Annotated in this window: 16 protein-coding genes and 1 pseudogene; 11 read left to right on the forward strand and 6 right to left on the reverse strand. The window is 64.3% G+C overall.

Going from position 1 to position 14,643, the window contains the following annotated elements; translation table 11 throughout:
• The 4 genes and pseudogenes from ACV1FX_RS26675 to ACV1FX_RS26690 form a co-directional block, all read left to right on the forward strand.
• Nucleotides 1-150 (forward strand): annotated as a pseudogene (locus ACV1FX_RS26675) (chemotaxis protein CheW); the annotation flags it as partial.
• A gap of 74 nt (nucleotides 151-224) precedes the next feature.
• The gene (locus ACV1FX_RS26680) at nucleotides 225-590 is read left to right on the forward strand and encodes a response regulator (RefSeq protein WP_008138864.1); all 366 of its coding nucleotides are present in this window, start codon (nucleotides 225-227) and stop codon (nucleotides 588-590) included.
• Between the two features lie 76 nt (nucleotides 591-666).
• Complete coding sequence (locus tag ACV1FX_RS26685) at nucleotides 667-1,854, forward strand: protein-glutamate methylesterase/protein-glutamine glutaminase (RefSeq protein WP_473120550.1); 1,188 nt, start codon at nucleotides 667-669, stop codon at nucleotides 1,852-1,854.
• On the forward strand, nucleotides 1,851-2,723 hold the full coding sequence (locus ACV1FX_RS26690; protein ID WP_473120551.1) for a CheR family methyltransferase: 873 nt from the start codon (nucleotides 1,851-1,853) through the stop codon (nucleotides 2,721-2,723). The genes ACV1FX_RS26685 and ACV1FX_RS26690 overlap by 4 nt, the downstream gene beginning before the upstream one ends.
• Nucleotides 2,724-2,784: 61 nt before the next feature.
• Here the strand turns inward: ACV1FX_RS26690 and ACV1FX_RS26695 are convergent, their stop codons facing one another.
• The 5 genes from ACV1FX_RS26695 to ctrA all read right to left on the reverse strand — a co-directional run bounded on the left by ACV1FX_RS26695 (nucleotide 2,785) and on the right by ctrA (nucleotide 5,912).
• A complete protein-coding gene (locus ACV1FX_RS26695; protein WP_473120552.1) occupies nucleotides 2,785-3,945 on the reverse strand; it encodes a glutathionylspermidine synthase family protein in 1,161 nt (386 codons plus the stop codon).
• A gap of 3 nt (nucleotides 3,946-3,948) precedes the next feature.
• Complete coding sequence (locus ACV1FX_RS26700) at nucleotides 3,949-4,176, reverse strand: hypothetical protein (protein ID WP_473120553.1); 228 nt, start codon at nucleotides 4,174-4,176, stop codon at nucleotides 3,949-3,951.
• Nucleotides 4,177-4,242: 66 nt separating this feature from the next.
• Nucleotides 4,243-4,635, reverse strand: coding sequence for a hypothetical protein (locus ACV1FX_RS26705; RefSeq protein WP_473120554.1), 393 nt, complete (start codon nucleotides 4,633-4,635; stop codon nucleotides 4,243-4,245).
• A gap of 2 nt (nucleotides 4,636-4,637) precedes the next feature.
• A complete protein-coding gene (locus tag ACV1FX_RS26710; protein ID WP_473120555.1) occupies nucleotides 4,638-5,042 on the reverse strand; it encodes a DUF350 domain-containing protein in 405 nt (134 codons plus the stop codon).
• A gap of 168 nt (nucleotides 5,043-5,210) precedes the next feature.
• A complete protein-coding gene (ctrA, locus tag ACV1FX_RS26715; protein WP_016848562.1) occupies nucleotides 5,211-5,912 on the reverse strand; it encodes a response regulator transcription factor CtrA in 702 nt (233 codons plus the stop codon).
• A 391-nt stretch (nucleotides 5,913-6,303) separates the two neighbouring features.
• Between ctrA and fliI the strand changes: the two genes are divergently transcribed.
• From fliI to ACV1FX_RS26750, 7 genes are all read left to right on the forward strand, one after another.
• Nucleotides 6,304-7,629: a flagellar protein export ATPase FliI gene (fliI, locus tag ACV1FX_RS26720; protein ID WP_284269950.1), complete on the forward strand. Its 1,326-nt coding sequence runs from the start codon at nucleotides 6,304-6,306 to the stop codon at nucleotides 7,627-7,629.
• 119 nt (nucleotides 7,630-7,748) lie between these two features.
• Nucleotides 7,749-8,168, forward strand: coding sequence for a flagellar export protein FliJ (gene fliJ / locus ACV1FX_RS26725; RefSeq protein ID WP_473120556.1), 420 nt, complete (start codon nucleotides 7,749-7,751; stop codon nucleotides 8,166-8,168).
• Nucleotides 8,169-8,353: 185 nt separating this feature from the next.
• Nucleotides 8,354-8,899, forward strand: coding sequence for a sigma-70 family RNA polymerase sigma factor (locus tag ACV1FX_RS26730; RefSeq protein ID WP_473120557.1), 546 nt, complete (start codon nucleotides 8,354-8,356; stop codon nucleotides 8,897-8,899).
• 74 nt (nucleotides 8,900-8,973) lie between these two features.
• A complete protein-coding gene (locus ACV1FX_RS26735; RefSeq protein ID WP_473120558.1) occupies nucleotides 8,974-9,966 on the forward strand; it encodes an anti-sigma factor in 993 nt (330 codons plus the stop codon).
• A gap of 444 nt (nucleotides 9,967-10,410) precedes the next feature.
• The gene (locus ACV1FX_RS26740) at nucleotides 10,411-11,373 is read left to right on the forward strand and encodes a helix-turn-helix transcriptional regulator (RefSeq protein WP_473120559.1); all 963 of its coding nucleotides are present in this window, start codon (nucleotides 10,411-10,413) and stop codon (nucleotides 11,371-11,373) included.
• A gap of 292 nt (nucleotides 11,374-11,665) precedes the next feature.
• Nucleotides 11,666-12,598, forward strand: coding sequence for a formylglycine-generating enzyme family protein (locus ACV1FX_RS26745; RefSeq protein WP_473120560.1), 933 nt, complete (start codon nucleotides 11,666-11,668; stop codon nucleotides 12,596-12,598).
• Between the two features lie 20 nt (nucleotides 12,599-12,618).
• A complete protein-coding gene (locus ACV1FX_RS26750; RefSeq protein WP_473120561.1) occupies nucleotides 12,619-13,821 on the forward strand; it encodes an NAD(P)/FAD-dependent oxidoreductase in 1,203 nt (400 codons plus the stop codon).
• A gap of 361 nt (nucleotides 13,822-14,182) precedes the next feature.
• Here ACV1FX_RS26750 and ACV1FX_RS26755 read toward each other — a convergent pair whose 3' ends face one another.
• Nucleotides 14,183-14,383: a hypothetical protein gene (locus ACV1FX_RS26755; protein WP_473120651.1), complete on the reverse strand. Its 201-nt coding sequence runs from the start codon at nucleotides 14,381-14,383 to the stop codon at nucleotides 14,183-14,185.
• Nucleotides 14,384-14,643: the final 260 nt, after the last annotated feature.

The raw sequence follows: 14,643 nt of genomic DNA on the forward strand, positions 1-14,643 counted from the left end.
CCCGAGGACGGCAAGGAGGAGAACCCCGTCAACCTCGACCCCCGCATGGCCAAGCTTGCCGGCGGCGTCCACCGCCTCGACGGCCAGCTCATGGTCGTCCTCGACGTCGATCGCGTCCTCGAGCTCGCGCCTGAGATGATGGCGGCTTGAGACGACGACGGTCGGACCGCCGACCGATCTGTAATTGGAAGGATCCCTTTGGGGGACAGGAAGTAGAGGCTCACATGAGAACGTGTCTCGTCGTTGATGACTCCAGTGTCATCCGCAAGGTTGCGCGCCGCATTCTGGAAGGCCTCGACTTCCAGATCCTCGAGGCCGAGGACGGCGAGAAGGCGCTGGAAGCCTGCAAGCGCGGGCTGCCCGACGCAGTGCTGCTCGACTGGAACATGCCGATCATGGACGGCTACGAATTCCTCGGCCATCTCCGCCGCATGCCCGGCGGCGACCAGCCCAAGGTGGTGTTCTGCACCACCGAGAACGATGTCGCGCACATCGCGCGTGCGCTGCATGCCGGCGCCAACGAATACATCATGAAGCCCTTCGACAAGGACATCGTGACGGCGAAATTCCAGGAGGTCGGCCTGATCTGACCGTACTGTCCGAGGGCTGGACGGATCCTTCGGCGTTTGTTTTCAACTGAACCGTTTCAGTCTGAGTTGGTGAGTAATGAGTGTTGCGTTCGCAGGCAGTTCGACCATGAGCCCGTCGCGAGAAGGGCCGCTGCGCGTGATGATCGTAGACGATTCCGTTGTCATCCGCGGCCTGATCTCGCGCTGGATCGGCACCGAGCAGGACATGGAAGTCGCAGCCTCCTTGCGCACCGGACTTGAGGCGGTCAACCAGCTCGAACGTATCAACCCCGATGTCGCCGTGCTCGACATCGAAATGCCCGAGCTCGACGGCCTCTCGGCGCTGCCGCAGTTGCTCGCGAAGAAGCGCGACCTCGTCATCATCATGGCCTCGACGCTGACCCGCCGTAACGCGGAGATCAGCTTCAAGGCGCTCTCGCTAGGCGCAGCCGACTACATTCCGAAGCCGGAATCGACCCGCGAGGCCTCCGCCGCCGACATCTTTCATCATGACCTGATCCAGAAGATCCGTCATCTCGGCGCGCGGCTGCGGAGGAAGTCGGCGGTCGCAAGCCCGTCGCTCGCGCCCGTAAGTCCGGCTCCGCCTGCCCGCGAACCGATCGCGCGCCCTGCGGCACCGGCACCGGTCGCACCTGCTGCATCGGCGTCCTCACTCGCCAAGCGTTCCTTTTCGACACAGATGCCAAAGGTACTTCTGATCGGCTCCTCGACCGGCGGCCCGCAGGCGCTGATGTCGCTGGTGACCGACCTCGGCCCGGTGATCGACCGCTTCCCGGTGCTGATTACCCAGCACATGCCGCCGACCTTCACCACGATTCTCGCCGAGCACCTGGCGCGTTCGAGCCGCAGGCCCGCGCATGAGGCGATCGATGGCGAGGCGGTGAAGCCGGGCCAGATCTATCTCGCACCGGGCGGCAAGCACATGCGCGTGGTGCGGAGCGGCGCTGAGCCCGCGATTGCGCTCGACGACGGACCTGCGGTGAATTTCTGCAAACCTGCGGTCGATCCGCTCTTCACTTCCGCCATCGATCTCTGGCATGGCGGCATTCTGGCGGTGATCCTCACGGGCATGGGCTCGGACGGCATGCGCGGCGGCAAGGACATCGTCGCCGCCGGCGGCAGCGTGATCGCCCAGGACGAAGCCACCAGCGTGGTGTGGGGCATGCCCGGTGCGGCCGCGAATGCCGGCATCTGCGCCGCGATCCTGCCGCTCAATCAGATTGCGCCGAAGGTCAATCGGCTGTTTTCGGGAGACCGCTCGTGACGCCGCTGGACTACGAATATCTGCGCAAATTCCTGAAGGAGCGCTCGGGCCTCGATCTCTCTGCCGACAAGACGTATCTGGTCGAGAGCCGTCTGATGCCGCTCGCGCGCAAGGCCGGCCTCGCCGCCATTCCCGATCTCGTGCAGAAGATCAAGAACGGCGACGGCAAGCTTGCGACCGACGTGGTCGAGGCGATGACCACCAATGAGACCTTCTTCTTTCGCGACAAGATTCCGTTCGATCATCTGCGCGATACCATCCTGCCGGGCCTGATCCAGGCGCGCGCGGCGCGCAAAAGCCTGCGCATCTGGTCGGCGGCTTCGTCGACCGGGCAGGAGCCCTATTCAATCGCGATGTGCCTGAAGGAGAAGGGCGCCGCGCTCGCCGGCTGGCGCATCGAGATCGTCGCGACCGATCTGTCGCAGGAGGTGCTGGAGAAATCGAAGGCTGGCGTCTACAGCCAGTTCGAGGTGCAGCGCGGCCTGCCGATCCAGCTGCTGGTGAAATACTTCACCCAGTCCGGGGATATCTGGCAGCTCAATGCGGACGTGCGCTCCATGGTGCAGTTCCGCCAGCTCAATTTGCTCCAGGACTTCTCGCATCTCGGCACCTTCGACGTGATCTTCTGCCGCAACGTGCTGATCTATTTCGACCAGGACACCAAGGCGGTGATCTTCGAGCGCATGGCGAAGAGCCTCGAGGCGGATGGCACCTTGCTGCTCGGCGCCGCCGAGTCAGTGGTCGGCATCACCGACGCCTTCCGTCCCGTCGCTGACCGCCGCGGCCTCTATCAGCGCAACCCGGCGCGTGGCGCGCGTCCGGCCGGTGCGCCGATGCTCGCAGGCATGAGGATCGCCGCGGCGCGGTGAGGTCTCTGCTCTCGTCAGTCCGGGGCGGCGCGCCAGCGCCGAGCCCCGGAATGACGGGGTCTCACAAAATTGCGTGCGGCAAAAAGCGTGAGCTGTTGCCGGTGATCGGACTTTCGTCTTCGCGAATTGATAGTCCGCAGGGCTCGCGGTTGACGAGCCAGCTTCCAACCACGGGATAGAAGCCGGAGAAATTCGGCAATGGCGAGAGGGCCTGGTGGATGAAGCCCTCGGCCCCGTAGGGGCCCGCATGCTCGTCGAGCGGAACGCCGCCGGAGACGAGCGTGACGTTGGCGCCTTCGCGCGACAATAGCGGCTTGCGCACATAGGAGCTGCCGAGCTCGGCCGCGCGCGGGTCATCCTCGAAGAAGGCGGGCAGCAGGTTGGGATGGTTCGGAAACATCTCCCACAGCAGCGGCAGCATGCCCTTGTTCGAAAGCACCGCCTTCCACGGCGGCTCGATCCAGCGCGTCAGCGCCTCCTTGAGCTTGGCGCCGAAGGCGTCGTGGAACATCCATTCCCAGGGGTAGAGCTTGAAGGCGAGCGCAATGTCGCGGTCGTCAAGATCGACGAAACCGCCATCCTTGTCGCGCCAGCCGATTTCCTCGATGTCGAGCAGCGTCGTCGAAAGCCCCGCCTGGCGCGCGGTGTCTTCGAGATAAGCGAGCGTGCCGGCGTCCTCTTCGTTGCCGGTCGTGCCGGTGAGATGCAGGTGCCGGCCTGCTGCGACCGTCTTCCAGGCCTCGATCAGCCGCTCATGGATGGAGTTGAACTGGTCAGCGCGCGCCGGGATGATGCGCCGCTCGATTGCCTGTTCGAGCCAGGTCCATTGAAACACCGCGGCCTCGAAGATCGAGGTCGGGGTATCGGCGTTGTATTCGAGCAGCTTGGCCGGCGACTTGCCGTCGAACTTCAGGTCGAGCCGGCCGTAGAGGCTGCGGTCGTCGCGCTCCCAGCTCTCGGCGATCAGGTCCCAGAAGGCTTCCGGAATCTTCAGCCGCGCAAGCAGCCGCTCATCGTTGATGATGCGACCGGCGAGCTCGATGCACATCGCGTCGATCTCGCCGGTCGGCGTTTCGATCCCGCGCTCGATCTCGTCGAGCGTGAAGGCGTAATAGGCGCGCTCATCCCAATAGCGTTCGCCGTCGATGGTATGGAAGTCGAAGCCGCATTGCTGCGCGGTTTGCTCCCAGTCGTCGCGCTCGGGACAGACGATGCGCTGCATGCGTTAGCCGCCGCCATGGCCGTGACCATGGCCACCGTGTCCATGGACGACATGCAGCGTGCCGCCGAAGCCGCCATAGGTGGCGGGACGGCAATAGGGTTGTCCGTCGATGCCGGGAACGGCCGCCATCCCCGGTCCACAATCATAGGGCCGCCGCACAAATCCCATCGAGACCGCGCCGACCGCGGCGCTGCCCATCAAGGTCAGCACGACCCGTCGCGAACGTTTCATGTCGCTTCCTCCCGACGCCAGTTAAGCAGAGCGGCCAAAGGCGGTGAATTCAAAACTTGGCTTGAGTTATCCGCTCCCCGAGAAGCCGAAGGCATGTGCGAACGAGCCGAAGCCGCCCCGGGTCACGCCGCCAGAGCCCGAGTCGGACGAGCCGCCGGATGAGGAATGGCTCGAGGAGTCGCTGCTGTAGAAGCTCGAGCGCGACGACCAATGGCCGCCGCCGCCGGACGAGCTTCGGCTGGTGCAGGCCGTGTTGGGTTGTGCCGGCGCCGCCACGCCAGGCGCGGGCGGATCGCAGTTCTGCCGCGGCATCAGCGTGTAGGCGGTGGTGCCCACCGCGATCGTGCCCATCACCAGCAGCGCGACATGGCCGGACCGCTTGACCGGCTCCTTTGGCGGCAGCGGCAAGGGCTGTGGCCGGCGCTTGCCGAAATCCTTGTTGGGGCGCTTCTCGGCCATGGTCAGTAGATCATGCAGGCGGCGTTGAGCAGGCCTGCGGCGAGCGAGGACAGGCCGAGCCAGATCGCAGGCGCCATGTCGCCCGCTGCGATCCGCGCCGACAGGTTCGGCACGGGGATCTTCACGACATAGAACACGACGACCTGGACGATCAGCGCGATGAGCGCCCAGATCAGGCAGTCCACCACATTGGCCGAATGGGCGATCGCACTGAACAGCGGAGCGACGAAGCCGAGCAGGCTCAGCCCCAGCGCGATCGCTGCGGCGGAGTCATTGTCGCGGATGAGCTGGAATTCGTTGTGCGGCGTGATGCGGGTGTAGACGAACAGATAGGCCACGATCGCCACCAGCCCGGTGCAGAAATAGACCAGGAAGGCCGGCAGGCCAGCAAGCGATTGCAGGATCATCTTTCCCCCGGGTGTCAGGCCAGTATTCGTCGGCAGGCAGACGATACCGGTTCAACGGTTGGAGGGGGATGAAACTGTGTTCGTGTCCCCAAAAACGAAAACCCCGCCATTTGCGGCGGGGTCCGGTCGGGGAGGAGCGAGCCGAAAGAGCTCGCGGCAGAAGGAAGATCAGGCGGGGATGCGCTCGTCGGCCTCGTGCGGCTCGCGCAGCACATAGCCGCGGCCCCACACGGTCTCGATGAAGTTGCGGCCTTCGGAAGCGTTGGCGAGCTTCTTGCGGAGCTTGCAGATGAAGACGTCGATGATCTTCAGCTCCGGCTCGTCCATGCCGCCATAGAGGTGGTTGAGGAACATTTCCTTGGTGAGCGTGGTGCCCTTGCGAAGCGAGAGCAGCTCCAGCATCTGGTATTCCTTGCCGGTCAGATGCACGCGCTGGCCGCCGACTTCCACCGTCTTGGTGTCGAGATTGACGACGAGGTCGCCGGTCTGGATGACCGACTGGGCATGGCCCTTGGAGCGGCGCACGATGGCGTGGATGCGGGCAACCAGCTCGTCCTTGTGGAAGGGCTTGGTCATGTAGTCGTCGGCGCCGACGCCGAGACCCTTGACCTTATCCTCGATGCCGGCGAGGCCGGAGAGGATCAGAATCGGTGTTTTGATCTTGGAGACCCGGAGCTGCTTGAGCACGTCGTAGCCGGACATGTCGGGCAGGTTGAGGTCGAGAAGAATAATGTCGTAATCGTATAGCTTACCGAGATCGACGCCCTCTTCCCCCAGGTCGGTCGTATAGACGTTGAAGCTTTCAGACTTCAGCATCAGCTCGATCGACTGCGCGACGGCGCTGTCATCTTCTATCAGCAAAACGCGCATGCCAGTTCCCCATAGTCGCCGCTCCGGGCGTCAGGTCGGCCGCATTCGCGGCACTCAACAAAACGCCTTTGAACAACTGATTCGGATCCTGACGTCACATGGTTAACAAAGTCTGATTCTGGAACGCAAGAGCTCGCGGTGCAATTTTTGTCGAATCGCCCTAAGATGTTGCGCAGAAGCAGTTTTCGTCACCCGGTTCCGTTCAAGTTCCACTTTAAGAGACGGGTCTAACCGACTCTCGCGACTCCCCTTCTTCTGTCGGGCAGGCGCTCAGTCACAAAGACAGTGACGCAATGATTAATGATGCGGGTAAACACGAAGTTAAGCGCCGTTCAGAAATGTGGCGAAATTTAAGGGTTTCGTCATGAAGGACCCGAATGAAGGCTGAGTCATGAAGGCGCTTGCCGAGCAGATCGGGGATATCGACGGCGTCAATATATACGGCCGCGTCGTCGGCGTGCGTGGCCTGATGGTCGAGGTTGCCGGCCCCATTCACGCGATGTCGGTCGGCGCGCGGCTCGTGATCGAAACCGGCGCGAACCGTTTCATTCCCTGCGAGGTGATCGGCTTTTCCGGCAACAACGCTGTCGTGATGCCGTTCGCCGGCCTGGAAGGCGTGCGTCGCGGCTGCAAGGCTGTGATCGCGAATGCCGCCAACCAGGTGCGGCCATCGGCGGCCTGGCTCGGCCGCGTCGTCAATGCGCTGGGCGAGCCGATCGACGGCAAGGGGCCGCTGCTGCAGGGCAGCTCGCCAATGCCGTTCCGCAATTCGCCGCCGCCGGCGCATTCGCGGAAGCGCGTAGGTAGCCCGCTCGATCTCGGCGTGCGCGCGCTCAACACGTTCCTGACCTGCTGCCGCGGCCAGCGCATGGGTATCTTTGCCGGCTCCGGCGTCGGCAAATCCGTGCTGCTGTCGATGCTCGCGCGCAACGTCGATGCCGATGTCAGTGTCATCGGCCTGATCGGCGAACGCGGCCGCGAGGTGCAGGAATTCTTGCAGGACGACCTTGGCGAGGAGGGCCTGGCGCGCTCCGTCGTCGTGGTCGCGACCTCAGACGAGCCGGCCTTGATGCGAAGGCAGGCGGCGTATCTGACGCTTGCAATCGCCGAGTATTTTCGCGACGAGGATCAGGACGTGCTGTGCCTGATGGACTCCGTGACGCGCTTTGCGATGGCGCAGCGCGAGATCGGCCTCTCCGCCGGCGAGCCGCCGACCGCCAAGGGCTATACGCCGACCGTCTTCACCGAACTGCCGAAGCTCCTCGAGCGCGCCGGTCCCGGCATGGGAGTTGGTGCCATCACCGCGATCTTCACGGTGCTGGTCGACGGCGACGACCACAACGAGCCGATCGCGGATGCCGTCCGCGGCATCCTCGACGGTCATATCGTGATGCAGCGCTCGATCGCCGAGCGCGGGCGCTACCCCGCCATCAACATCCTCAAATCCGTCTCCCGCACCATGCCCAAGTCGGCCGACCCGCAGTTCTGGCCGACCATCCAGAAGGCCCGCCAGGTCATGGCGACCTATGCCGACATGGAGGAACTGATCCGGCTGGGCGCCTACCGGGCCGGGTCCAGCCCGGAGGTTGACGAGGCGATCCGCCTCCACGAGCCCCTGGAGGCGTTCCTGCGCCAGCGCAAGGACGAAAGTGCCGGTTTGGCGGACGGCTACCGCCAGTTGGCCCAAATCCTCCAGAATTTGGAAACGGAACGCTAACTTTGTCAGGCCATCATCCGCTTCACAGAGTAGCAGAGCCGGTCGGGGCCCAATTTCGGGATCGGGGAGACCGGTGTTGTCCCACGTGCAGCTAGGGGACTTCTGGGGAGTACGAGTCGATGAAGTCACGTGAAACGCTCATTCGCCTGAAGAAATTTCAGGTCGACGAGAAGCGCCGCAGGGTCACCCAGATCGAGAGCATGATCGCGGACTTCCAGCGCATGTCTGTCGATCTCGAGCGCGAGATCCTGACCGAGCAGGAGCGCGCGGGGATCAACGATCCCTCGCATTTCGCCTATCCGACCTATGCCAAGGCCGCCATCCAGCGCCGCGAGAACCTGACCCGCTCGGCCGATGAGCTGAAGGGCCAGCTCGAAGAGGCCAAGGCGGCGCTCGCCGAGGCTTTCGAGGAATTGAAGAAGGTCGAGCTCCTGGACGAGCGCGACCAGGCGCGCGAGCGCGCCGAGGAAAGCGCCCGCGAGCAGGCCGATCTCGACAGCATCGGCCTGATGCGCGCCCGCATGGGCGCCATCGCCTAAGGCGCTCGAAGCCGCCAGCCAGGGAAACACGTTAGCCCGGACCCCAAAAGGTCCGGGTTTTTCGCATGTGATGTCCACAGCGCGGCGCTCGGCCCCCTTGGTGGCGAGCTTTGCTGCGCGCTAAGGTGATGGGGATGCAGGAGCCTCGCGGGAAAGCGGCGGGGCGGCGCGCGTTGGGGGACTGAATGCTGACGCCAGCAGATCTGGTCTGGCTGATCGCAGCGGTGGCGAAGGGCGACGAGGCGGCTTTCGAACGCCTCTACGGCGCCACGCGCGCGAAACTCTATGGCGTCGTGCTCCGTATCTTGCGCCGACAGGATCTCGCAGAGGAGGTCATTCAGGAGACCTACGTCAAGATCTGGAACAGCGCGAGCCAGTTCAATCCGGCGCTGTCCTCGCCGATCACGTGGATGGCGTCGATCGCGCGCAACCGCGCCATCGACCTGGTGCGCAAGAAGACCGAAGCCTCGATCGAGGAGGAGCCCCAGGCGATGGCGGTTGCCGCCGACAGCCCCGATCCGCTCGCGCGGCGCGAGATGACGGAGGAGCTTAAGCGGCTCCTGGAATGTGTTGGTCGGCTCGAGCCGGACCGCCAGAAGCTCGTGCTTCTCGCCTACTATAACGGCTGGAGCCGCGAGCAGCTGGCGGAGAAGTTCTCTGCGCCCGTCAACACGGTGAAAACGTGGCTGAGGCGCAGCATGATGGATATCCGGGAGTGCCTTGGACTCTAGATGATGAGAATGGCACGAGCTAGCGCAACAATGACGGTCCACCTCCCCCCATCGGGAAGAGGTGAAGGACGGTGATGGCCTACACTGAAGACCATATCGCGCTCGCCGCGGAATATGCGCTCGGCACACTCGATGTCGACGAGCGTGTGCAGGTCGAGACCATGATGGCGGTCGACACCGAGTTCGCCGACCTCGTGCAGGCCTGGCAACTCCGGCTGGGTGCGTTGAACCAGATGGTCGGCTCGGTCGAGCCGCGGCCGATCGTGTGGGAAAACATCAAGGCTGCGATCGCGCCGATCCGGGCAACGGAGGAGGCGCAGGCGGTGCCTCAGGAGCCGACGCCTCCATTGCCTGAGACGCCGACGCCTCCATTGCCGGAGGCGCCCGGGCCGCCGGTCGAGCCGGAAGCTGCACCCGACGTCGCGCCGCAATTCGTGCCGCAAGTCCATGCGCCCGATTTCACCGTTTCGCAGGTGCCGATCGTCGACGACACCAACGTCATCTATCTCGAAGGCCGCGTGAAGCGCTGGCGCAGCATCGCGTCCGCCATCGGCGCGCTTGCCGCTGCGCTCCTTGTTGTGCTGTCGCTTCAGATTCTGCGCCCCGATGCGCTGCCTGGCGCGCTGCGTCCTGCGCCGCGGATTCAGACCGTCGAGGTGAAGACGCCTGCCGCGCCGCTTACGCCATCATCGCAATATGTCGCGCTGTTGCAGGGGCAGGGCGGCGGCCCCGCCTTCATCCTCACCATCGATGGCGCGACCAGAAACTTCACTGTGCGTAAAGTGGGCGCCACGCCGGAGCCGGGCAAGAGCTTTGAGCTCTGGCTGATCTCCGACAAGCTGCCGCGTCCGCGCTCGCTCGGCGTGATCAACAATGGCGACTTCACCGCGCGTCCGGTGCTCGCCGGCTACGATGCCGACGTCATCAATGGCGCCACCTACGCCGTCACCGTCGAGCCTGCCGGCGGCTCGCCCAGCGGCCAGCCGACATCCGCGCCGGTATTCTCCGGCAAGCTGATCGAGACGGTGCCGTCCCAGCCGCAGGCGCCGGCCGGCGCGAAGAAGTAGTGACGCCGTCGATCGCGCTACACGCTACCCTATCCACCGCCGTCGTTCCCCGCGACCCGACTACGCCCGGGCTTCGCCGGGGCATGAGGTCTTGGCTCGCCGAAGCTTCAGCGTAGGCGGCAAGCGGGAAATCCAGTACGCCGCGGCGTCTCCGTATCCCTTCACTGCCTCTAGAATACTGGATCGCCCGCCCAGTGCGCAATTGCGCACAAGGCGGGCGATGACAGCGAGAGTGCGACAAGCGCGCCTTCCACACTCGCAATGGCTGAGCCTGTAGTTATCCAGCCCGCGATGTCGCCATGGTCCATCTTTCCGTCGCGTCCCGACAATTCGAGCGGTCTCCAGCGCCCCATTTGAACCTTCTTCCGTTTCGCTGCGTCAAATCCGCGCAATTTGGCTGTGCCGGCGCGGTTCGTGCCGGAGTGAAGGGGCGAGAGATATCGAATGCCGGATCCAGCGAAGCCGCCGGGCATCTTCATTCATCAGTACACGGGGTTGCCGCGCGGCCCGGCATTCGAGCACTGGCGTGAGCGTGCCTTCGGATCGTGCGGGCTCGACGTCGCGCCGAGCCGCGGCGATAGCATCGATTGTCGACTGCAGGTCAGCCTGGTCGGCAACATCGTGCTAGGGATTCCCGAAGGCGCGTCCGCGCAATTCTCGCGCACGCAAGGCGGCCTCGCCGATGGCTGCGACGACCTCGTGCTGATCTCGGCGCATTCGGGTCTCGTCCGCGTCCAGCAGAACGGTCACACGTTCGAGCTTGCGCCTTCGCAGATGGTGCTCGCCGATCTCAGCGTCACCGGCGCGGTCGGCCATACCGAGCAGGATCGTTTCACCACCATCCGCATGCCGCGCCGCGCGCTGCTCGAGATCAATCCGCGCGCCGAGGAGAAGATCTCGCAACTCCTCTCCGACGGCGCGGTCGCCGAAACCATCACGCGCTATCATGCGCTCGCCGCCAATCACGCGCCGCATCTCGATGCAGTCGGTCAGTGCCTCACCGCGCAGCACATGGTCGATCTGGTTGGTCTCATGCTCGGCACTGATGCCGAGCATGCCGCGCTTGCCCGCGGCCGCGGCCACGCCGCCGCGCGTCTGGATCTGATGCGCGCCGACGTGATGTCGGCGCTCGGCCGCAACGATCTCAGCCTGTCGGAAGTCGCAGGACGCTCGGGCCTCAGCCCGCGCCAGGCGCAGCGCCTGTTCGAGCAAGCGGGCACCACGTTCACCGAATTCGTGCTCGAGCAGCGCCTTCTGCTCGCGCGAAAGCAGCTGCAGGATCCGCGATCGCGCGCACGCAAGATCAGCGACATCGCGCATTCCTCGGGCTTTGCGGATCTGTCCTATTTCAACCGCGCATTTCGCAAGCGGTTTGGCGCCACCCCGTCAGACCTGCGCGAGGCGTAATCGCGGCGATATCTGCAATCATGTCGTGAATTCGCCGCCGGCGCACGCCGCGCGTGAAGTTGAGACGTTTTGTCGCCGTCAAAAGCGGTAAGATCTTCACGGCGAAGCTGCTTTCACGCAGCTGCGAAACACGCCTGAAACATTCATCTCGCACCATTCTAGGATTGACGAGAATCGCGGCGGCGCTGTTCGCCCGCGATTGTGCCGATCGCCGACGAGCGTCGTCGGTGTTCAAAGCGCTTTTTTGAAGAAGTCATTTTGAAGGTCACGCTGACGTGACCGGGAGGGTCTCATGGGCGGGTTCATTGACCGGCCGTTTGCCCTGTTTGCATTGCTGATGTCTGCTCTTTCCGCGCCCTTCGCGTCGGCGCAAACGATCGCGCAGGCTCCGACCAACCTGGCATTGGCGAGCACCGATGCGGCGATCCTCGACATGCGCTTGTCGAAGCCATTGTCGCGCGGCGAGGAAGCGGCGCTAAGACCGAAAGATCGCTTCAGGGAATGTGCGCGTTGCCCCGAGATGGTGGTCGTCCCCGACGGCACCTTCATGATGGGTGCGAGCGCAAGCGAGATGGGCAGCACGGAGGACGAGCGACCGCAGCACCTGGTGACGGTGCCACGCTTCGCTGCGGGACGTTGGCCCGTCAGCGTCGATGAATGGAACGCCTGCGTGGCCGCAAGAGCGTGCAATCCTCATTCGACCGAGCCGGCCGAGCATGTGCGCGATCCCGTGACCGGCATCCTCTGGCAGGAAGCCAGCCACTACGTGCAGTGGCTGTCGCAAGTGACGGGCCGCCCCTACCGGTTCCTGAGCGAAGCCGAGCGCGAGTATGTCGCGCGCGGCGGCACGACCACCGCGTTCTGGTGGGGCAATGGCGACGATCCGCATCTCGCCGATGTCGTGGCTGCCAATCTGGTCGCCGATATCGGTATCGTGACGAACGCGACCACGGCATCCACGCCGCCATCGGCCAATCCGTTCGGCCTCTTCGAGGTCCACGGCGGTGTCTACGACTGGGTCGAGGATTGCTGGCACGACAACTACATCGGCGCGCCGAATGACGGCTCGGCGTGGACCGCGGATGATTGCAAGGGCCACGTCCTGCGCGGCGGCGCCTTCAGCCGCGCGCTCCAGACCCGCCGCTCCGCCGCCCGCCTCTGGTTTGGCCCGCCGAACAGGATGAGCTATATGAGTGTGCGCGTGGCGCGGACGCTGGGACCGTAGGCGGCGCAGACAGGACTTGAATGGCGCGTATCGTCGTGCTCGGTGCCGGGTTCGCGGGCCTTTGGGCGGCCATTGGCGCTGCGCGCAAGCGCGACGAGATCGGTGCGGCTGGCCGCGACATCGAAATCGTCGTCGTCGACCGCAACCCTTATCACAACATTCGCGTGCGCAATTACGAGGTGGACCTGAGCGAGGTCGTGCTTCCGCTGTCGCAGCTTCTCGATCCCGTTGGTGTCGATCACAAGCTTGGCGACGTCGAAGCCGTCGACGTCGCGAAGGATAGCGTCACCATCGCCGCGAATGGCGCGCGCGAAAATCTCTCCTATGATCGGCTGGTGCTGGCGCTCGGCAGCGAGGCGCCGCGGCCGAATATTTCCGGTCTCGCCGAGCATGCGTTCGATGTCGACACTTATGCAGCCGCCGTCAGGCTGGAGACCCACCTCGCCGCGCTCGGCCGCAGCGCGCAGGGACGGACGACGGTCGTGGTGGTCGGCGCCGGCTTCACCGGCATCGAGGTTGCCGCGGAGATGCCGGACCGGCTCGCACGCGCCGGCATTGCCGGCGGCCACATCATCCTGATCGATCCGAATCCGGTTGTCGGCGCGACGATCGGCGAGCATGCCCGTCCGGTCATCAATGAGGCGCTCGCAGCGCTCGATGTCGAGACGCGTCTCGGTGTGCGGGTCGAGGCGATGGATGCGGCTGGTGTCCGCTTGAGCTCCGGCGAAATCATTCCGACGCAGACAGTGATCTGGTGCGCCGGCATGCGCGCGAGCCCACTCGCCGCGACGCTGCCGGCCGAACGAGATCGCCTGGGGCGCATCCTGGTTGATCCCTTCATGCGCGTTGCCGGTCTCGCCAACGTCTTCGCGGCCGGCGACGTCGCTTCCAGCTTGGTCGACGGGTTGCATCCGACCGTGATGTCCTGCCAGTTCGCGCGCCCCATGGGCCGCTTTGCCGGCCACAATGTGGTCGCCGATCTCGCCGGTCAGCCGCTGCTGCCGCTGCGGATCGACTGGTATGTGACCGTGCTCGATCTCGGCGGCTGGGGCGCGCTCTACACTGAAGGCTGGGACCGCGAGGTGCGCACGACAGGAGCGGCGGCGAAAGCGACGAAGCAGATCATCAATCACCAGCGCATCTATCCGCCACTCACCGGCAAGAAAGAAGACTTGTTCGACGCTGCTGCACCAACGGTGCAGGCGCCGCCGCCGAGGAAATGAGCGCGTCCGCGTGGCAGGCTCGCGCCGCCTCCTCCGGCGTCATCGTCCGCCTTGTGCGCAATTGCGCACCGGAGCGAACGATCCAGTATTCCAGAGGCCGAGCGATGATTCGGAAAAGCCGCTGCGTACCGGATTTCCCGCCTTCGCGGGGAATGACAGCGGTAGTTGGGGAGAAGCGGTGTGCGATCAGCAAGCGACCGTCAACCGCAAAAACAATCAGCACCCCAGACATGAGAAAGCGCCCGTGGGGGGCGGGCGCTTTCTGTAGTCGACTTGGGGTTGGGGTCGTCTACATATCCACATGGCGACTTTGGGGGGCTGGTAAAGAGCCACGTGAATTCTTGAATTCCGTCAAATCTCCTCAGCGAACCAGTGAAGCGTTCGAACTGGTGATCACAACCGGCTTGCCGGCCTTGATGACGCGGGCGATCTGGGTCATGCCTTCATCGGACCCCGATCGCGCCGTGATGCCGAGGCCTGCCACTGCAATGCCAGCAACGAGGGCGACGACCACGATCTTGAGATGCGTCGACCGATCCGCGCTGTAGATCGAGTGGTTCATGGAAGCCTCCTGCCGCCATCTACCGAAGTAGTCGCCGGCTTCATCGGCGAGGTTCATGCCTTCGGTGCCCAACAACGTAGTATTGGGCGTTTTCGTTCCCAAGAGGCGATCACAAGGGCGTGAAAAGACGTGAACGGCTGCGATCTAAAACATCACGTTCGTGAATATTTATTCAGCTAAGTCAATTCGTTAGCCGGCGCGGCGTGAGTTCCCGAGGTAAATCAGTGGGCTGGCTCGAAACTACAAAAACCAGTTGCCTG

The sequence above is a fragment of the Bradyrhizobium ingae genome, from assembly GCF_055791185.1.